The following is a 19,340-nucleotide window of genomic DNA, read 5'->3' on the forward strand; positions in this document are numbered from 1 at the left end:
ATGAACACTATGATGAAATACCTGATCCGAAATGCGGGCCTGGTGCTGGCCCTTCTATATGCCGGTACCGGCCTGGCCCAGGACGATGAAGACCTCGGAACCGAGACCGTCACGGTGGTGCGATCCTATACCCCGACCGTTTCCGATGCCCGGAAGATAAAGACCCTCCCGAGCCTCACCGATTCCATTGTGCTGCAGAAAAAAGAGGTCAACTATCAGATCAACTCCGTGCCCGTGGCCTCCACCTTTACCCCGGCCAAAGGCCAGGCAGCTGCGGTGGAGCGGGAGGCACCCGAAAAACTGTTCAACAGCTACGCCTCACTTGGGCTGGGGAATTACAACAACGCCCTGGCGGATTTTTACCTCAGCCGGGATTTCGACCGGGGGAACAAGCGGATCGATGTCGGGTTGAACCACCTGTCCTCCCGGGGGGATATCGATGGCACCCCACTTGATACGGATTTTTACAACACGGGCCTCGATGTCACCTACTCCGAACGGGACCGCGACTGGGAGTGGAGTGCCGCGGGCGGCGTGGAACACCGCCGGTACAACTGGTACGGGGTGGATACCACCCTGTTGCTCAACGGCACCCAAACGGTAGCGGGCATCGATGAGGTCCAGGATTATTTCCGGGGCAGCCTGGAAGGCAAGGTGCACATGGAAGAGACCTACTTTACGGATGCCGGGCTAACCGTCAGCCGGTTCTGGGATGCCGTGGAATCGGCCGAAAACCGCCTGAAGTTCAATGCTGCCTTTGAATTCCCGATCACCGAGGAATCCTTTGGCCTGGGCATTGAATTGGATTACCTGGGCGGGCATTTCGAAAACGCCCCCCAGAACCAGTTTGTCAACGATTCCGATATCGATTACCAGTACCTGATTGCGGGTATCCGCCCCGGGCTGCTGATGCTCAGGGACAACCTCAAGCTCCGCCTGGGGGCGCGGATCGTCACCGGCCTGGACCTGGAGAACAACGAAAACAATTTCTACATCTACCCTTCCGTGGAGGCCTCCTACAACGTGCTGGAGGAAAACGTCATCGCCTACGGCGGTGTCGACGGGGGGCTGGACCAGAATTCCTATTACGATTTCAGCCAGGTCAACCCCTTTGTATCCCCCACCCTGGAGGTCACCCCCACAGACCGGCAATACGAGGCCTACCTGGGGCTTAAGGGGCAGCTCACCCCATCGGTGAGCTACAACCTGAAGGGGTCGTACACGGCCGAAAATTTCAGGCCCCTGTTCATCCTCAACCCGATCAATGAAGCGCGCAACGACGAAAAGGGATATATCTACGGAAATTCCTTCCGGGTATTTTATGACGATATCCGTACCCTGGGGGTTTTCGGGGAATTGCAGTTCAGCGTCAACCGGAACTTCAGCCTGGGGGTCAATGCCTCGGTTTACGAGTACGATACCGAAACCGACAACCCGGCCTGGAACCTGCCCAACCTGGAAGGCAGCCTTACCCTCGACTACCAGAATGATTCGGGCTGGTACCTGGGGGCCAACCTTTTTTACGTGGGGGAACGGGAGGATTTTGCATCCCGCGCCCAGCCGGGGGTCCCGCCCAATCAGTTCCCGGCCCAGCAACTCACCCTGGACGGTTATTTTGATGCGAATGTCCGCCTTGGATACCACATCAACCCGCAACTTTCGATCTTTGCCCGCGGCAGCAACCTGGCAGGCAACGAGTACCAGCGATGGGCGAATTTCCGGGTCCAGGGCCTGCAGGTCCTGGGAGGGGTCAGCTACAAATTCGACTTGTAACCCGGCCCGGCCCGGCCGCCTGACCGGCCTGAGAGGTATTTTGTCGAAGCGGGCCCGTCAGCGGCCCGCAGTTTTATGGGATTTCCTATCTTGAAGTACCTATAGACCGGCAATGAAAGGCCTGTACCCGCAAATCATCCTCACCCCCCTTTTGGCGCTGACCGTGATAGGTCAGCTCCCTGCTCAGAACCTGGTGCCCAACCCGGGGTTTGAAGCCTATCGCAGCTGTCCGCGCTTCCTGGGGAACTTTGGGGCCGACCTGATCGGTTGGGAATGCCCCACCGATGGATCTACCGATTATTTCAACAACTGCAGCGAGGACATGGGAACACCTGAGAACTTCAACGGGAGGCAGGCGGCCGCGGAAGGGGAGGGCTATGCAGGATTCTATGCCTATGCCCCGGGGGACTACCGGGAGTATGTGCAAACCCGCCTAACCCGTGGGCTCGAGGCAGGCCGGCAGTACCGGCTGCGATTTTCCCTCAGCCTGGCCGAACGATCTGATTTTGCCCTGAAGACCCTGGGGGTCCTGTTCACAGCCAAACCCATCCGGGTGGCTACCAAGAAGAACCTGACCCGCCGTCACTGGCTGGGCGACCCGGAGGCCAAAGCCCATTTGCTGGAGGTGGCCGCCCACTCCTTTTATACAGATATGGAGGACTGGATGCACATCGACACTGTTTTTACGGCCAGGGGGACGGAACAGTACCTGATGATCGGGAACCTGTTGCCAAATGCCAGGACGCGTACCTTTGATACGGGACGCCGATCCAATAAGGGGGCCTACTACTACCTGGACGGGGTGTCCGTGGAACCAGCAGGCCAAGGGGCCCCGGGGTACCGGGACAACCCGGCAGCAGATTTTCCCCGCGACAGCCTGCTGGTGTTGCCGGCCCTGCTTTTTGAATTTGATGCGCACCGCCTCACCGAAGCCGGCCGGGAGGCCCTTGCAGGCCTGTACGGGGTGCTTGCGGCCGATACCGGGCTGACCCTGGAGCTTCGCGGACATACCGATTCCATGGGGGCCACATCCTATAACCAGCAGCTCTCCGAACGGCGCTGCCGGGCGGTTGCCGACCACCTGCAGGGGCTGGGTATCCAGGCGGACCGCATCCAATGGACGGGCTATGGCGCCTCCCTGCCGCTTTCCCGGAATACCACGGAATCCGGCCGGCGGCGCAACCGCAGGGTAGAATTCATAATCCACACCAAGGGACCCGCATTGCCTTCAGAGAATTAAGTATCTTTAGCCTCGGCTCCCTGATCCGGGGGCAAGTCCCACTCAGAGATTCCGCGGTCAAATCCCGCACCAATTAAATACAGATCCATGAACCGATTTCTTACACTTTTATGCCTGGCCCTGCTGGCAGGGTGCCAGCCCCCCACCGGGGAGGCCGACCTGATCGTCTTCAATGCCCGGGTGTATACGGTTGACAGTTCTTTTTCAAAAGCAGAAGCCTTTGCCGTCCGGAACGGGGAGTTCCTGGCTGTGGGCAGCAACGATTCCATCCGTGCGGCTTATGCGGCCCCATGGATGCTGGATGCCGGGGGAAAGACCATCGTCCCGGGCCTGATTGACGCACACTGCCACTTCCTGGGCCTGGGCCTGGATCAGGAGCTGGTGAACCTGGTGGGGACCACGAGTTTTGAAGCCATCCTCGATAGCCTGTCAGCCGCCTACCAGGCCACCCGTCCCGATTACCTCATGGGTACTGGGTGGGACCAGAACGATTGGGAAGTAAAGGAATTCCCGGATAAAAAGGCCCTGGACTCCCTGTTCCCGGATATCCCCGTTGCCCTGGTCCGCGTGGACGGGCACGCCCTGCTGGTCAACCAGCGAACCCTGGACCTGGCCGGGATCACTGGGGAAACCCGGGTACCGGGGGGCGAAGTGGTCCTCGAAAATGGGGAGCCGACGGGCATACTGGTCGATACCCCGATGGACCTGGTGTACCGACAATGGCCCGTACCGGACAAACAGGCGCTTATCCGCGCCCTGCAGCGGGCCGAGGCCCTGTGCCTGGAAAACGGCCTGACGACGGTGAATGACGCCGGTCTCGGCCGGGGTGAAATCGAACTCATCGACAGCCTCCAGCAGGCCGGAGAACTCAGCATCCGGGTATACGCCATGGTTAGCAACACCCCCGAAAACCTGGATTATTTCCTGGAACGGGGGATCTACAAAACGCCGAAACTGAACGTGCGCTCGGTGAAAGTTTACGCGGATGGGGCACTGGGATCCCGGGGTGCCGCCCTGAAGGCTCCCTATTCGGATCAGCCTGGCCATTACGGGGCCATGATTACCCCGGCGGAAGACCTTGAGGCCCTTGCCCGGCGGATAGCGGCAGCCGGCTATCAAATGAATACCCATGCAATCGGGGATTCCGCCAATGTAGCCGTATTGCGGGCCTATACCCGGGCCCTGGAAGGCATTGACGACTCCCGCTGGAAGGTGGAGCACGCCCAGATCGTGGATACGGAAGACATTGGCCTGTTCAGCCCGAAAATCCTGCCTTCGGTCCAGCCTACCCATGCCACCAGCGACATGTACTGGGCCGAAGACCGTTTGGGCCCGGAGCGCATGGAGGGGGCCTATGCTTTCCAAAAACTACTGGAGGCTTCCGGCCTGGTAGCCCTGGGCACGGATTTTCCCGTCGAAAAGGTCAACCCCATGGATACCTTCTACGCGGCGGTAGCCCGCATGGACGCTGAGGGTTACCCGGAAGGCGGCTTTCAGATGAACGATGCGCTTACCCGGGAGCAGGCGCTGAAGGGCATGACCCGCTGGGCGGCCTATTCCAATTTTACGGAAGGTGAAAAGGGCAGTATCGAGGCGGGGAAGCGGGCAGACTTTGTCATCCTGGGCGGGGACCTGATGGAATTGCCCCCCCGGCAGCTCAGGGACATCCGGGTCACCGACACCTTTATCGACGGCGTTAAAGTGTATTGAAGCTACCCGGCCGAGCCTTTCAGGAGGGGCTTCCAGGAGCAGGGACAAAAAAAGCCGGCCCCTACACGGGGGCCGGCTTAAACCTTGAGCGCCACATTTGCCTGGGACGCCTGCAAGTTTTGAACCTTACATGGTAATCGGGACCGCCACGCGGGTCTTGTCCCATCCCATGACCATATGGATGCCGTTGTCGACTTCCTTAAAAGCGATGGAAAAAGGCTCCAAGGAATTGCCTTCCGCCGCAGACGGCACTTTGATGCGCGCCACGTCGGCACCCTCCTCATAGGAATAGGCACCCCACTGGTTCAGGTTTTTGTTGAGTATTACCGTCCACTCATTTTCCCCGGGGATGGTAAAGAGGGAATAGGTGCCGGCAGTGATATCCGCTCCGCCGAAATTCACATCCTGGTAAAAGGTAATTTCCGTGTTTTCGTTGGCACCGGTACGCCAAACCTTGCCACTGGGCGCCAGGTCGGAAAGCGAACGGCCCTTGAGTTGGGGCCGGCTGTAGATGACCCGGACTACTTTTCCGGGCTCACGACCCGGGTAAAGGGCAATATCCAGGGGGCTTTTGTCGAGTCCAGGGAATTCCTGAGCCTGCAGACCAGCCGTGCAAACCATGGCGATGACCAGGGCGAAAATGGTAACTATTCGTTTCATGTTGTTGGTGTTTTTTTTAAGTGTGTTAAAATTAGGGGCTTTTTGCCCGGTATACTTCTAAAGGGTCGTTAAAATTTTCATTGCTTACACTTTTACCAATCCTTACCCGGATTAAGCATCAATTATGTCAATATGGAACAATTTAAAAGATAATTATTCGAATTGATACTCATTTAACCTTATTATGTTTCTAATATGTAATATGTAACGCATATTTGCTTCCACTATAAAATAATACATCATGTGCGGAATAGTATGTGCCTTCGATCTGAAACAACCTGCCGAGACCCTGCGGCCCCAATTGCTTGAAATGTCCCGGGTGGTCCGCCACCGGGGTCCCGACTGGAACGGCATCCATGTCTCCGAAAAGGCGATCCTGGCCCATGAGCGCCTGGCCATCGTGGATCCTGCCTCCGGCAAGCAACCCCTCTACAGTCAGGACGGGACACTGATCCTGGCCGCGAACGGTGAGATTTACAACCACCAGAAACTCCGGAAGCAATTCGAAGGGTCGTATACCTTCCGTACCGAATCGGATTGCGAGGTCATCCTGGCCCTCTATAAAGAGAAGGGCCCGGCCTTCCTCGACGAGTTGAACGGCATCTTTGGCTTTGCGCTCTACGACAGTGAAGCAGACCGCTATTTTATCGCAAGGGACCACATGGGCATCATCCCGCTCTATATCGGCTGGGACCCCCACGGGACCTTTTACGTGGCCTCCGAACTGAAGGCGCTGGAAGGAACCTGCACAAAAATCGAGCTGTTCCCCCCCGGGCATTACCTGATGAGCGATGGGGCGGGCTACCAGCGCTGGTACAGCCGGGACTGGATGGACTATGAGGCCGTGGAGGAAAACCCGACGGATATCGCCGCCCTGCGAAAAGCGCTGGAGGACGCCGTACACCGGCAGCTGATGTCCGATGTCCCCTATGGGGTGTTGCTTTCGGGGGGGCTGGATTCATCCGTTACCTCCGCCATCGCCAAGAAATATGCGCAAAAACGGATCGAGTCGGATGACCAGGTGGATGCCTGGTGGCCCCGGCTGCACTCATTTTCCGTGGGCCTGGAAGGTTCCCCGGATTTGGCGGCCGCCCGGAAAGTGGCCGACCATATCGGGACAGTCCACCACGAGATCAAATTTACCATTCAGGAAGGCCTGGATGCCCTGCGGGACGTGATCTACCACCTGGAAACCTATGACATCACCACGGTACGCGCGTCGACCCCCATGTACCTGATGGCCCGGGTCATCAAGTCTATGGGCATCAAAATGGTCCTTTCCGGGGAAGGGGCTGACGAACTCTTCGGCGGGTACCTGTATTTCCACAAGGCGCCCGGTGCCAGGGATTTTCACGAAGAAACGGTCCGGAAGCTGGACAAGCTCCACATGTACGACTGCCTCCGGGCCAACAAGTCGCTGGCGGCCTGGGGCATCGAGGGGCGCGTCCCCTTCCTGGACAAGGAATTCATGGATGTGGCCATGCGGCTCAACCCAAAAGACAAGATGATCACCCCGGAGCGGATGGAGAAGTGGGTGGTCCGCAAAGCCTTTGAGGATTACCTGCCCGAAAGCGTCGCCTGGCGCCAGAAGGAACAATTCTCGGACGGGGTGGGATACAGCTGGATCGACACGCTCAAGGAGGTGGTCGGCCAGGCCGTGAGCGACGAACAGCTGGCCAACGCCCATTTTCGTTTTCCCATACAAACCCCGACTTCCAAGGAAGAGTATTACTACAGGAGTATTTTTGAGTCGCATTTCCCAAGCGACGCTGCAGCCAAAAGCGTCCCCCAGGAGCCCTCAGTAGCCTGCAGCACGCGGATCGCCCTGGAGTGGGACGAGGCTTTCCGCAACATGAATGACCCTTCCGGGAGGGCCGTGGCCCGTGTCCACGCGGATGCCTATGAAAAATAGGCCGGTATCAGCGCGCCTTCTACCGATACAGCAATTAAAAGCACCGTTTTGGCGGTGCTTTTTCCGTTTTGGCCGGGGTGGGGAATTACGGGGGATTTTTCCACAAAAATTGTTGATAACTAAGAGGGGTTAAAAATGCCGAAACCCGCCTGTTTGCAGGGGTATTTGCTATATTTGTAGGATTGCAAAATTGCAGGAAAAACAACCGCAAAACGAATGAGTGAAGAAGTAAAAGGAAAAAGCTACTCGGCAGACAGTATCCAGGCCCTCGAAGGCATCGAGCACGTGCGCATGCGCCCTTCGATGTACATCGGCGATATTGGCGTCCGGGGCCTGCACCACCTGGTGTACGAGGTCGTGGACAACTCCATCGACGAGGCCATGGGGGGGCATTGCGATACCATCTCCGTGACGATCAATGAAGACAATTCGGTAACAGTTGAGGATAACGGCCGGGGGATCCCCGTAGACCTGCACAAAAAAGAAGGCGTGTCCGCCCTGGAGGTGGTCATGACCAAAATCGGTGCAGGGGGTAAATTCGACAAGGATTCCTACAAGGTTTCCGGCGGGTTGCACGGGGTAGGTGTGTCCGTGGTGAATGCCCTGTCCAACCACCTGAAGGCAACGGTTTACCGGGAAGGCAAGATATGGGAACAGGAATACCAGCGCGGGCGCTCCCTGTACCCGGTCAAAAGCACCGGCACATCGGACCTGAACGGTACCATCGTTACTTTTCACCCGGACACGGATATCTTCCAGCAGACCATCGAATTCAGTTACGATACCCTGTCGAACCGGATGCGGGAGCTCGCCTACCTGAACAAAGGCGTATCCATTACCATTACCGACCGACGGGTCAAGGAGAAAGGCGAGTACCTGAGTGAACGCTTCTATTCGGAGGAAGGGCTCAAGGAATTTATCCGCTTCCTGGACGGTAACCGGGAACCGCTGATCAAAAACGTGATTTCCATGGAAGGGGAGAAGAACGACATCCCCGTGGAAGTTGCCATGGTCTACAACAACTCCTACACGGAGAACCTGCATTCCTATGTAAATAATATCAACACCCACGAAGGGGGGACGCACCTCTCCGGTTTCCGCCGGGGGCTGACCACCACCCTCAAGAAATACGCCGACGCCTCCGGGATGCTGGACAAGCTGAAATTCGAGGTGGCCGGTGACGATTTCCGGGAGGGCCTTACCGCCATTGTATCCGTTAAGGTCCAGGAACCCCAGTTTGAGGGGCAAACCAAGACCAAACTCGGGAACCGGGAAGTATCTGCTGCAGTCAGCCAGGCTGTTTCGGAAATGCTGACCAACTACCTGGAGGAAAATCCGGACGATGCCAAACTGGTGGTCCAGAAAGTGATCCTCGCGGCCCAGGCCCGCCACGCGGCAACCAAGGCCCGGGAGATGGTGCAGCGGAAGAACCCGATGAGCGGGGGCGGCCTTCCGGGGAAACTGGCGGATTGTTCCGACCAGGACCCCGAACGTTGCGAGATATTCCTGGTAGAGGGGGATTCGGCCGGGGGTACGGCCAAGATGGGCCGGGACCGGAACTTCCAGGCCATCCTTCCGCTCCGCGGGAAGATCCTGAACGTGGAAAAAGCCATGCAGCACAAAGTCTTCGAAAACGAGGAGATCAAGAACATCTATACCGCCCTGGGCGTTACCATCGGAACCGAGGAGGACAGCAAGGCGCTGAACCTCGAAAAGCTCCGCTACCACAAGGTCATCATCATGTGTGATGCGGACGTGGACGGTAGCCACATCGAGACACTCATCCTCACCTTCTTTTTCCGATATATGCGGGAGTTGATCGAGGGGGGGCACGTATATATTGCCACCCCGCCCCTCTACCTGGTCAAAAAAGGCAGCAAGAAACGCTACGCCTGGAACGACAAGGAGCGGGACGCCATCGTAGAGGAATTGAGCACCAGTTCGGGCAGCGCGGGCATACAGCGCTACAAGGGTCTCGGGGAGATGAATGCCGAGCAACTCTGGGATACCACCATGAACCCGGAATTCCGGACCCTGCGCCAGGTGACCATCGACAATGCCACCGAATCGGACCGGATCTTCTCCATGCTCATGGGGGATGAGGTACCCCCGAGGCGGGAATTCATCGAGAAAAATGCCGTATATGCGAACATTGACGCATAAGAATCCGCATTTCACAACAAAAACCCCGGCCTTCGCGCCGGGGTTTTTAGTTTAGTGGCAAATTCCTACAAATGAAAACAAAGATCTTCCTGGCCGGACTGCTTCTGACGGGTAGCATGGCGATGGCCCAATCCAATGTCAATGACCTGTTTGCCGCGGGAATCGAAGATGCCGAACGATTTGCCAACGACTACCTTTCCCCGGTTTCCGAGGGGACCATTTTCAACCTTTCGGGCGCCTGGCTCAATACCGCCACGGCCAAACCCCTCGGAGGGTTTGAGATTTCCATTGTCGGATCCATGGCCGGGTTCCGGAACAAGGACGATAAGAAGCAGTTTTTGCTCGACCCGAATGAATACGAAAACCTTCGCTTCGAGACCAATCCCAACGATGCCCGGTTGGTTTCCACCGCCCTTGGGGATATCGAGGGCGTCCGGGTGGTGGTGGAAGATGAGAACGGCCTGTTTTCCGAAAGCTTCGAGTTGCCCTCGGGCCTGGCCTCAGAGAATATCAATTTCCTGCCCGCGGGCTATTTACAGGCCGGGGTGGGCCTGATCAAGGGGACAGAAATCAAGGCACGGTTCCTGCCGAAGATCAAAACCGATGACGTGGCGGTCAGCCTTTTCGGTTTCGGCCTCCTGCACGAATTTACCAGCCATTTGCCGGCCGATAAAATCCTCCCGGTTTCCATATCCGGTTTTATCGGCTTTACCCAGCTGAACGGGAGCTATGATTTTACAGGCACCAATTTCATCGATGGGGAAAACCAGCGGATCGATACGCGGATGAACGCCTGGACCTTCCAGGCGATGGCCGCGACCAAATTGCCCATCATCAACTTTTACGGCGGCCTGGGCTATGTGACGGGAAAATCCGAAACGGATTTCCTGGGGACCTATAATGTCACCTCCGGCCCGTTCCAGTCCGAGACTTATGTGGACCCGTTCTCCGTAAGCAAAAAAGCCAGCGGGGCCACTGCCATCCTGGGGACCAAATTGAAGCTCGGTTTTTTCCGCCTCCATGTGGATTATACCCTGGCGGAGTTCAACCTCCTGACTGCCGGCCTGCATTTCGGGTTCCGGTAGCATCCCATCAGATATCTCCAAATCAAAACAGCCCCGGCAAATTTGCCGGGGCTGTTTCCATATATAAGAAATGGTAAGAAATGGGCTATTCCCTCAGCGCCAGCACCTCACCCTCAAGGCTGAGCAATTGGGTGTTGTCCTGGCTCTGTTTGATGGTTACCTGGTCGGCCTCCCGATCCAGGCCCGGATATTCGATGGTGTAGATGTTTCCATCCGTTTCCCAGCCGAAATCCGTCTTAATGCGCAGTTCATTCCCCTCGTAGCGATGGTACCTTCCCAGGTAGGCATCGTTGAAGATCCATTCTTCCCGGACGGAAGTCCGCCCTTCGGGTAAATCGGAAATGGCTGCGCGGCTCCAGATGCCGATAACCGGGTCATCTGCTTCTTCGACACTCGAACAACCGCCAAGGGTCAGGGCTGTCAGAAAAAACAGCATCAGAAAGGGAACTTTACGTTGCATAGGTCAGCTTCGTTAACATTTGGGGTATAATGGCAACGAAGCCCTGGCGTCCGTATTGTTATTTTTCGACCAACGGACCCCTTAGAAGTGCCCATTTCGACCAACGGAACAAAACATTAACATTTGAGCCGGATTTTCGTGCGGGTATACACACCGGATCCCCTTCCTCTCCAATCCTCGGATTTCCGGCTTATTTTCCTTATTTTTGGTCGGCTTAAAATCAAACTAAAAACCAGAAATATGAAAGTTACCATAGTGGGTGCAGGAGCAGTGGGTGCTAGCTGTGCGGAATACATCGCCATCAAGGATTTTGCATCTGAAGTGGTATTGCTCGATATCAAGGAAGGCGTTGCGGAAGGCAAGGCAATGGATCTGATGCAGTGTGCCTCCCTGAACGGATTCGACACACGGATCGTGGGTTCGACCAACGACTATGGGAAAACTGCGGGAAGTGATATCGTGGTGATTACCTCCGGGATTCCGCGCAAGCCGGGGATGACTCGGGAAGAGTTGATCGGGATCAATGCGGGAATCGTCAAGACCGTCTCCTCCAGCCTGCTGGAACATTCACCGGACGCCATAGTGATCGTGGTCAGCAACCCGATGGATACCATGACCTACCTGGTGCATAAATCCACCGGGCTCCCCCGCCACCGCATTATCGGAATGGGCGGGGCCCTGGACAGCGCCCGGTTCAAGTACCGCCTCGCCGAGGCCCTCGGGGCACCCATATCCGATGTCGACGGGATGGTCATTGGCGGCCACAGCGATACGGGCATGGTCCCCCTGACCAGCCACGCAACCCGCAACAGCCTGAAGGTTTCCGAGTTCCTCTCCGCGGAACGACTGCAGCAGGTAGCCGAGGATACCAAGGTTGGCGGGGCCACCCTGACCAAATTGCTGGGAACCAGCGCCTGGTACGCGCCGGGGGCTGCAGTTTCGGCCCTGGTCCAGGCCATTGCCTGCGACCAGAAGAAAATGTTCCCCTGTTCGGCCCTCCTGCAGGGAGAATACGGCCTCGACGACCTCTGCATTGGTGTACCGGTTATCCTGGGGCGTGGCGGGATTGAGAAAATAGTGGAAATTGCCCTGAGCGACGCCGAGAAGGCCAAGATGGCGGAAAGCGCCGAGGGCGTTTCCAAGACTAACGCCCTGCTGGACGTTTAGGTCATTGATATTCAAATCTTTGAATTAAGGCTTGCCGGATTTTGGCAGGCCTTTTTTTATTCCCTTTTACGCTCGGGAACAGGTCTCCGGGAAGCGCCCGCCAATGGTTTACAAAAGCACTCATTTTATTGGCAGTTCCTAGTGGAAGTAATATATTTGCACGCTGTTTGCAGCACCGTAATTATTTCAGATAAGCATTTAACTCATGAATAATAAAGGACTTATAAAGCTTTTTGCTTTGCTGTTCGGGCTGGTGAGTATCTACCAGTTATCCTACACCTTCATCACGGCCAAGATCGAATCCGATGCCGAAGCCTATGCTGTTTCGACCGTTGCGGCGGATGAGGAAAACTACGTGGCCCGGCGGGAGCAGGTGGAAGCCCGGTACCTGGATTCGGTTGCCAAAAACCCCATCCTGGGTTTCACCTCCTATGAGGATGCCAAGAAGAAGGAGCTCAACAAAGGCCTTGACCTGAAGGGCGGGATCAACGTGACCCTGCAGATTTCGGTGCGGGATATCCTTTCCGGTCTGGCAAACAACACGAAAAACCCTGTTTTCAACAAGGCGCTGGCGGATGCCGATGCGGCTTCCAAGAACAGCGATGCGACGTATCTGGAATTGTTTTTTGATGCGTTTGACGAAATCAAGGGCGATACCAAGCTCGCCTCTCCGGATATCTTCGCCAACAAGGGCCTGAGCGATGAAGTCAATTTTGAGATGGGCGATGAAGAGGTCAAGCCGATCATCCGCCGGAAGGTGGACGAGGCGGTGATCTCGGCGTTCGAAGTCCTCCGGGAACGGATCGACGGCTTCGGGGTTACCCAGCCGAATATCCAGCGGGAGGGCAACTCCGGCCGGATCCTGGTGGAACTGCCCGGGGCCAGGGACATTGCCCGTGCCCAGGACCTGCTCTCCAGCACCGCCCAGCTGGAATTCTGGGAAACCTATGAACCCGGAAACCAGAACCTGATCAATTTCTTCATCCAGGCCAACGAGGAACTGAAATCCATCGTGGAGGCCCCGGAAGAAGCTCCAGTGCAGGAAGAAAGTGAAATCGATTCCCTGCTTTCCGACGTGGCCCAGGACTCCCTGGAGCTCGCCTCGGAACGCAACCCCCTCTTCGAAAAGCTGCAGCTCAACGGCCCGGGTTATGCCATCGGGCTGGCAGCCATCAAGGATACCGCCGAGATCGGCGCCTGGCTCCGGATGCCCCGTATCCGCAGGTTGTTGCCCACGCCGGTACAGTTCACCAAATTCATGTGGGAGCGGCCTTCCCAGGGATCCGAGGTGGCGGCCCTGTATGCACTCAAATCCAACAGGGATGGCGTACCGCGCATGAGCGGGGACGTCGTCAGCGATGCACGGGACCAGTTTGACCAGTTCAACCGACCTGCGGTGGGCATGGACATGAACGTCCGCGGCGCCCGCGAATGGCAGGAGCTCACCAACGAGGCCAACCTGAACAATACCGGGATTGCCATCGTCCTCGACAACCGGGTCTACACGGCGCCGGGGGTATCCCAGAAAGGCGGAATCGCAGGGGGCAGCTCGGAAATCACCGGGACCTTTACCGTGACCGAAACCAAGGATGTTGCGAATGTCCTGCGCGCGGGTAAACTGCCCGCGGAGGCCGAGATCATCGACTCCTTCGTGGTGGGCCCCTCCCTGGGGCAGGAAGCCATCGACAGCGGGTTTACCTCCTTTATCATCGCCATGATCTTTGTCCTTTTATGGATGATCTTTTACTACGGCAAGGCCGGGGTGTTCTCTGACATCGCCCTGGTGTTCAACATCGTGCTCATTTTCGGGGTTCTGGCAAGCCTGGGGGCTGTGCTCACCCTGCCGGGGATTGCCGGTATCGTGCTGACCATTGGTATGTCCGTGGATGCGAACGTGCTCATCTTTGAGCGCATCAAGGAAGAATTGCAAAAAGGCAAGGGGATGGCCCAGGCGGTATCCGACGGATTTGACAACGCCCTGTCTTCCATCCTGGATGCCAACATCACCACGGGGCTTACCGCCCTGATCCTGCTGGTCTTCGGTACCGGTCCGATCAAGGGCTTTGCCACCACGCTGATCATCGGTATCCTGACCTCCCTGTTTACGGCCATCTTCGTTACGCGCCTGCTGATTGACGCCTACCTGAGCCGCCGTGGACGCAGGCTGGATTTTGCCACAGGGGTCACCAAAAACCTGTTCCAGAACATCAATATCGATTTCCTGGCCAAGCGTAAGGTTGCCTACGTCGTTTCCGGAATCCTGATCCTTGCCGGACTTGCCTCCCTGTTTACCAGGGGGCTGGACCAGGGGGTCGATTTCGTCGGGGGCCGGAATTACCAGATCCGCTTCGTGGACCCGGTCAACCCGGCCGAAATTACCGGGGAACTGACCGATGCCCTGGGTAGTGCCAGTGCCAAGACCTTCGGGGATGCCAACCAGATCATGGTGACCACCAAGTACAAGGTGGATGTCCAGGGTACCGAAGTGGACGAGGAGATCCTGGGTATCCTGTATAATTCCCTCCAGAAATACCTGCCGGACGGGGCCAGCTACCAGGACTTTATCCCGGGCGGCACCAACGAGGATATCGGGGTCATGAAATACCGCAAGGTCGGACCGACCATTGCGGATGATATCAAGAAAAATGCCGTCTGGGCCGTTATCGGTTCGCTGGCGGTGGTCTTTTTGTACATCCTGTTGCGATTCCGCAGGTGGCAGTTCTCCCTGGGGGCCGTTGCAGCGGTTTTCCACGATGTATTGATCGTGCTCGGGGTCTTCTCTGCCACCAGTGCATTGATGCCCTTCAGCATGGAAATCGACCAGGCCTTTATCGCCGCCATCCTGACGGTGATCGGGTATTCCCTCAACGATACGGTGGTCGTCTTCGACCGGATACGCGAGATTATTGCGGAAAGGGGTTGGCGTGCGGGTGAAAACACGAACCTGGCCCTGAACAGTACGCTGAGCCGGACCCTGAACACCTCCCTGACCACCCTGGTGGTACTGCTCTCCATCTTCATTTTCGGTGGGGAGACCCTGCGGGGCTTCATGTTCGCCATGATTGTCGGGGTAATCGTGGGTACGTATTCGTCCCTGTTCATCGCCACACCGATCATGTTCGATTCCCTGTCCAAAAAACTGTCGGCAGGAAAAAAATAACCCACAGAAGGGTTTTGTAAGGAAAAACGCTGCCGGAAGGCGGCGTTTTTTTTTGCAGCATGCTGCCTCCTGATTGGCTGCCAACCACTTCCGGGCCAACAGCGCCAGCCTGAAATCGCGTTTCCATCCGGCCGGCACGCTGGTTACAGGCTACTCAGGCTGTATATCCTGTAGATCCCCCCGGGTGCTTCTCAAGGATCAGGGTACGGTTTGCATCCAGGCCGGGTTCGCTGCGGTGCGAAACAAATACGATGGCTGTGCGGCTTTCCAGGGCCATTTTACGGATCAGGGACACGACCAGGGAGGCCGCCTTTTCATCCAGGCCGGCAGTCGGTTCGTCAAGGATCAGCAGGGGCGGGTGCTTGATCATCGCGCGCGCGCAGAATACCAGGCGTTGTTCCCCTGCCGTCAGGTCCCGGAAGAGCACCTGCCGTTGCGAATCCATTCCCAGCAGCCGCAGCCATTGGTTGGCGAGGGACCGCTGCAGGTCACTGGGCTGCTGGTACAGGCCGATAGAGTCCGTGAGGCCGGAAATAACCATATTCTCCAAGCTGTGGTATCCCCGGAAGCGGTCGGCCATGGCCGGGGTAAAATACCCGATGTGCTCCTTGATGTCCCAGACGCTTTCCCCGCTTCCCTTCCGGGAACCAAACAGGTAGAGCTCCTGCCCGTAGGCTTTGGGGTTATCCCCGGTAATCAGCGTGATCAGCGTGGTCTTGCCGCTGCCGTTCGGGCCGCGCAGTTCCCAGAATTCCCCCTGGCGGATACGCCAGTCGATATTCCTGACCACGGCGTGGCTGCCATAGCTAACGGAAACCGCCCGGAAATCCACCAGGACTTCCGGCAGGTCGGGAAGGGTGTTCGGAGGGGGGGGTATTTCCTCCGAAAAAGGCCCCGGGGGAGAAGATTCCGGTTTAAAATCCGGATAACCTACCAAGGTGCTGCCCCTTAGAAAGGCGGTCTTCTTCATACAGGGGAGGATATCTGCCCGGCGGCTGACCAGTTGAATCAAAGTCATTTCCCGGGACAATTCGGCAAAACGGCGCTCCAGCACACCCCTGTAGGCCCGGTCCAGGTTGTCGAAGGGATCGTCCAGGATCAGGTACTCCGGGGACTGTTCCAGCAGGTATTCCAGCAGCGCCTTTTTGCGTTCCCCACTGGAAAAGGTCCGCAGCTCCCGCTCCGGCAGGGGCTGCAGTTCCGAGCGGTTGTGGCGCGCTTCTTCCTCGATAAAGGCGGCGATGCGCTCATTCGAGAAGCAGGCGCCCCGCAGTCCGCCCAGGTGGGAGAGGGCTGCTGGCGGGTTGCCGGCCAGTACGGCATTGGAAAAGGCAGTCTTTCGGGAGGAATTATCCGTGAAGATGGCGGTGTGGTGGTGCATTCGGGCTCAGCTGCTTTCTGCGAATGTAGCGCAAAGAATCGGCCGTGTCAAAACAGGGTATTCAGCCCCCCCATTCATCGTTCAGGATCCAGTTGTGGGTACGGGACCAGAGGGTATCCCGGAAAGCCTCCCTGAAATAACCGAAATGCCCGGGTTTAAGGCCCTCCTCCGTGTAATGGACCCGCGTCAGGGCCGCTGCCCTGTACTGCGCATTGAGCCAATCCACGGCTTCAACCGGGGCCAGGGGGTCGCCCGGAAAGCTCAGGGACAACACGGGGGCGCGGACTTCCCCGAAATGATAGGCCCCGGATTCCCGCTCCACGTTCAGGTACTCGGGGTGTTTGCCCCAGCGATTCCACTGATAGACCATATTTTTGGGCAGGTTTTCAAATAACCCCAGTTTTTTTGCCGGGAAATACCCAAATAGGGGGCTGAGGCCCGGGATCATCAAATGCCAGAAAGCCCACATCTTGATCTTATGCCAGTGGGAATAATGGTTCCAGTATCCGCTCTGGCTGGCTACCAGGATGATTTTGCCCAGCAGCTCATGTGCCTGGTTGAACCCTGCCAGCTGGCCGCCGATACTATGGGTTACCAGGGTGATATTGGAACCTGGCGACATGCCGGAAAGGAAACGCGTGGCAGCCGTCTGGTCGTTGCTGCCCCAATGGATCAGGTCGTGGGGGTTGGCCCGGAGGGTGGCCGGATCGCCCCCGGAATCCCCGATCCCCCAATAATCAAAAGTGAGTACCGTATACCCCAGGGAGGCAAAATGCCGGGCATAGGAAAAATAGAATTTTTGCAGCATGCCGGTAGCCGAGGATATCAGGATGCTGTGGCCCGTCCCGTTCCCTTCAGGACGGAAAAGGGTGCCGGCAAGCCGATGGCCGGCTGGCGTCGGAATCCGGATGGCTTCCCCCGGGGTCATGGTTTACTGGCTTTTCTGGTAGGTAATGCGGTCACCGGCCTCCAGGCCCCATTTGGCACTCAGGCCGGCATTTACTTCCAGGACATATTGCACGGGTACCCCAGAGGAGATACTGGACTCATCCAGGGGCCGGGCATTTTGGCGGATGGTGGCTATCTCGAGGTTGGAGTCGATAAACAGGATGTCCAGCGGCATCATCGTGTTTTTCATATAAAACGCATGCAGGGCCGGGGCGTCAAAGACAAAGAGCATCCCCCGGTCGTCCCGCATTTCATTGCGGTACATGAGCCCTGTCTGGGTCTCGTATTCCGAATCGGCGATTTCGATGTCCAGGACCACTTTTATCGAGTCTGTTTCCGCATCCAGAATGCGCAGCACCCCTTCTTTGGTAAAGGAGACGGTTTCCCGTTCCAACGGGGTTTTGGGGGTGTCCCGGCAACTGCCAAGGCAGCAACAGGCCGCCAGGGCCAGGGCAGACAGGAAGCGGATCGGTCGGAAATCAGGCATGGGAGGCGGATTTTTGCGGCCGGAACATAAAGTACAGGCCGAGCAGGACAAACGGGATACTGAGCCATTGTCCGGTAGACAGGTAGCCCAGGGTATCCTCGAACCCGCCCTGGCTTTTCTTGACAAATTCCACCACAAATCGGATGCTCCACAGCAGGACCAGGAACAGGCCAAACAAATAACCGGGGCGTTGGCCTTTGGAGGTTTTCCAATACAGCCAGTAGAGTATGGCAAAAACGCCGATATAAAGCAGCCCTTCGTACAACTGGGCCGGATGCCGGTAGGGGATGGCCTGGAGTTGTTCCGCAAACTGCGGGTCGTCCGTCAGGGCGCGGTAGGCAGCTTCCGGGGTGCGCTCCCCGGTGATGTGCATGGCTTCCCCGGCGGGCATGTCGTCTGAATCCCGCACAAACCGGGTGGCCAGGAAAAAGGAGGCGTCCGTGATCTTCCCGTTGATTTCCGAGTTGAAGAAATTCCCGAGCCGCACCAGGAAAGCCCCCAGGGATACCGGGATCACGATGCGGTCCAGTACCCAGAGCATATTGAAGGATTTGTGCTTCCGCGTAAACAGGTACATGCCAATGATGACCCCAATGGCTGCCCCATGGCTTGCCAGGCCGGTAAAACCGGTGAATTCATACCCGTTGATAATCCCGAAGAGGCTGCTCCCCGCCTGTTCCCGTATGGGAAGCAGGATTTCGGCCAGGTGTTGGCTGTAATACGCCCAGTCATAGAAAAAGACGTGCCCCAGCCGCGCCCCTAGCATGGTGGCCAGTACGGTGTAGATAAAAAGCGAATCCAATTGCTCCCGGGACCGGCCCTCTCGCAGGAAGACCTGCTTCATCAGGTACCACCCGACTGCGAATGCGATGATCCAGAGCAGGTTGTAGTATTTGATCTGGAGTACCCCGAGCTTAAAAATGGTATCGTCGGGATTCCAGGTGAACCCTAATAAAAACATATTTCCAGTTTGTGGGCTAAGATAAGAATTCCGATCGGGGCAGGCGGACAGAATTCGGCAGCAATTTCACTTCCCGCATAGCGCGCCGGACTGCCACCCTGGGACACCTACGGCACCGGGTCATAACCGGACCCGCCCCCGACACAGCGGAACAAAAAGGTCCGGTGGACCTTTTGAGCTGTGGGCGAGATGGCGCGGTGGCCTGCCGCCCTGAGGGACCTACGGCACCGGGT

Annotated in this window: 14 protein-coding genes; 8 read left to right on the plus strand and 6 right to left on the minus strand. The window is 57.2% G+C overall.

Features of this window, described 5'->3' with window-relative positions:
* From H7F20_RS10410 to H7F20_RS10420, 3 genes are all read left to right on the plus strand, one after another.
* Positions 1 to 1,773: a TonB-dependent receptor domain-containing protein gene (locus tag H7F20_RS10410; protein ID WP_185786123.1), complete on the plus strand. Its 1,773-nt coding sequence runs from the start codon at positions 1 to 3 to the stop codon at positions 1,771 to 1,773.
* A gap of 112 nt (positions 1,774 to 1,885) precedes the next feature.
* Entirely contained in the window at positions 1,886 to 3,013 is a 1,128-nt protein-coding gene (locus H7F20_RS10415) for an OmpA family protein (protein WP_185786124.1), read from the plus strand.
* 87 nt (positions 3,014 to 3,100) lie between these two features.
* Positions 3,101 to 4,723 carry an amidohydrolase gene (locus H7F20_RS10420; protein WP_185786125.1) on the plus strand — a complete coding sequence of 541 codons (1,623 nt, stop codon included), beginning with the start codon at positions 3,101 to 3,103 and terminating at the stop codon, positions 4,721 to 4,723.
* A gap of 126 nt (positions 4,724 to 4,849) precedes the next feature.
* On the opposite strand, the gene H7F20_RS10425 is transcribed toward H7F20_RS10420, so the two are convergent.
* Positions 4,850 to 5,383, minus strand: coding sequence for a DUF2911 domain-containing protein (locus H7F20_RS10425; protein ID WP_185786126.1), 534 nt, complete (start codon positions 5,381 to 5,383; stop codon positions 4,850 to 4,852).
* 241 nt (positions 5,384 to 5,624) lie between these two features.
* On the opposite strand from H7F20_RS10425, the gene asnB reads away from it, so the two are divergent.
* The 3 genes from asnB to H7F20_RS10440 all read left to right on the plus strand — a co-directional run bounded on the left by asnB (position 5,625) and on the right by H7F20_RS10440 (position 10,543).
* Positions 5,625 to 7,295 carry an asparagine synthase B gene (gene asnB / locus H7F20_RS10430; RefSeq protein WP_185786127.1) on the plus strand — a complete coding sequence of 557 codons (1,671 nt, stop codon included), beginning with the start codon at positions 5,625 to 5,627 and terminating at the stop codon, positions 7,293 to 7,295.
* 216 nt (positions 7,296 to 7,511) lie between these two features.
* Positions 7,512 to 9,458, plus strand: coding sequence for a DNA topoisomerase (ATP-hydrolyzing) subunit B (gene gyrB / locus H7F20_RS10435; RefSeq protein WP_185786128.1), 1,947 nt, complete (start codon positions 7,512 to 7,514; stop codon positions 9,456 to 9,458).
* Between the two features lie 71 nt (positions 9,459 to 9,529).
* Positions 9,530 to 10,543, plus strand: coding sequence for a DUF6588 family protein (locus H7F20_RS10440; protein WP_185786129.1), 1,014 nt, complete (start codon positions 9,530 to 9,532; stop codon positions 10,541 to 10,543).
* Between the two features lie 85 nt (positions 10,544 to 10,628).
* Here the strand turns inward: H7F20_RS10440 and H7F20_RS10445 are convergent, their stop codons facing one another.
* Positions 10,629 to 11,003, minus strand: coding sequence for a hypothetical protein (locus H7F20_RS10445; RefSeq protein WP_255444061.1), 375 nt, complete (start codon positions 11,001 to 11,003; stop codon positions 10,629 to 10,631).
* A 240-nt stretch (positions 11,004 to 11,243) separates the two neighbouring features.
* Here H7F20_RS10445 and mdh point away from each other — a divergent pair, with 240 nt between their 5' ends.
* Positions 11,244 to 12,170 carry a malate dehydrogenase gene (mdh, locus tag H7F20_RS10450; RefSeq protein ID WP_185786130.1) on the plus strand — a complete coding sequence of 309 codons (927 nt, stop codon included), beginning with the start codon at positions 11,244 to 11,246 and terminating at the stop codon, positions 12,168 to 12,170.
* 205 nt (positions 12,171 to 12,375) lie between these two features.
* Positions 12,376 to 15,330 carry a protein translocase subunit SecDF gene (gene secDF, locus H7F20_RS10455; protein ID WP_185786131.1) on the plus strand — a complete coding sequence of 985 codons (2,955 nt, stop codon included), beginning with the start codon at positions 12,376 to 12,378 and terminating at the stop codon, positions 15,328 to 15,330.
* 154 nt (positions 15,331 to 15,484) lie between these two features.
* On the opposite strand, the gene H7F20_RS10460 is transcribed toward secDF, so the two are convergent.
* The 4 genes from H7F20_RS10460 to lgt all read right to left on the minus strand — a co-directional run bounded on the left by H7F20_RS10460 (position 15,485) and on the right by lgt (position 19,107).
* Entirely contained in the window at positions 15,485 to 16,711 is a 1,227-nt protein-coding gene (locus H7F20_RS10460; protein ID WP_185786132.1) for an ATP-binding cassette domain-containing protein, read from the minus strand.
* Between the two features lie 61 nt (positions 16,712 to 16,772).
* Entirely contained in the window at positions 16,773 to 17,639 is an 867-nt protein-coding gene (locus H7F20_RS10465; protein ID WP_185786133.1) for an alpha/beta fold hydrolase, read from the minus strand.
* A 3-nt stretch (positions 17,640 to 17,642) separates the two neighbouring features.
* Positions 17,643 to 18,146 carry a DUF192 domain-containing protein gene (locus tag H7F20_RS10470; RefSeq protein ID WP_185786134.1) on the minus strand — a complete coding sequence of 168 codons (504 nt, stop codon included), beginning with the start codon at positions 18,144 to 18,146 and terminating at the stop codon, positions 17,643 to 17,645.
* A complete protein-coding gene (gene lgt, locus H7F20_RS10475) occupies positions 18,139 to 19,107 on the minus strand; it encodes a prolipoprotein diacylglyceryl transferase (protein WP_185786135.1) in 969 nt (322 codons plus the stop codon). The genes H7F20_RS10470 and lgt overlap by 8 nt, the downstream gene beginning before the upstream one ends.
* Positions 19,108 to 19,340 lie beyond the last annotated feature (233 nt).

The sequence above is a fragment of the Robiginitalea sp. SC105 genome (genome assembly GCF_014243345.1).
Classification (GTDB): domain Bacteria; phylum Bacteroidota; class Bacteroidia; order Flavobacteriales; family Flavobacteriaceae; genus Robiginitalea.

Bases quoted from the DNA above. Each gene is read 5' to 3' on its own strand.
- H7F20_RS10425 (WP_185786126.1), bottom strand. From the start codon at position 5,383: ATGAAACGAATAGTTACCATTTTCGCCCTGGTCATCGCCATGGTTTGC.
- mdh (WP_185786130.1), top strand. From the start codon at position 11,244: ATGAAAGTTACCATAGTGGGTGCAGGAGCAGTGGGTGCTAGCTGTGCG.
- H7F20_RS10410 (WP_185786123.1), top strand. From the start codon at position 1: ATGAACACTATGATGAAATACCTGATCCGAAATGCGGGCCTGGTGCTG.
- H7F20_RS10460 (WP_185786132.1), bottom strand. From the start codon at position 16,711: ATGCACCACCACACCGCCATCTTCACGGATAATTCCTCCCGAAAGACT.
- H7F20_RS10415 (WP_185786124.1), top strand. From the start codon at position 1,886: ATGAAAGGCCTGTACCCGCAAATCATCCTCACCCCCCTTTTGGCGCTG.
- H7F20_RS10470 (WP_185786134.1), bottom strand. From the start codon at position 18,146: ATGCCTGATTTCCGACCGATCCGCTTCCTGTCTGCCCTGGCCCTGGCG.
- H7F20_RS10445 (WP_255444061.1), bottom strand. From the start codon at position 11,003: ATGCAACGTAAAGTTCCCTTTCTGATGCTGTTTTTTCTGACAGCCCTG.
- secDF (WP_185786131.1), top strand. From the start codon at position 12,376: ATGAATAATAAAGGACTTATAAAGCTTTTTGCTTTGCTGTTCGGGCTG.
- lgt (WP_185786135.1), bottom strand. From the start codon at position 19,107: ATGTTTTTATTAGGGTTCACCTGGAATCCCGACGATACCATTTTTAAG.
- H7F20_RS10440 (WP_185786129.1), top strand. From the start codon at position 9,530: ATGAAAACAAAGATCTTCCTGGCCGGACTGCTTCTGACGGGTAGCATG.
- asnB (WP_185786127.1), top strand. From the start codon at position 5,625: ATGTGCGGAATAGTATGTGCCTTCGATCTGAAACAACCTGCCGAGACC.
- gyrB (WP_185786128.1), top strand. From the start codon at position 7,512: ATGAGTGAAGAAGTAAAAGGAAAAAGCTACTCGGCAGACAGTATCCAG.
- H7F20_RS10420 (WP_185786125.1), top strand. From the start codon at position 3,101: ATGAACCGATTTCTTACACTTTTATGCCTGGCCCTGCTGGCAGGGTGC.
- H7F20_RS10465 (WP_185786133.1), bottom strand. From the start codon at position 17,639: ATGACCCCGGGGGAAGCCATCCGGATTCCGACGCCAGCCGGCCATCGG.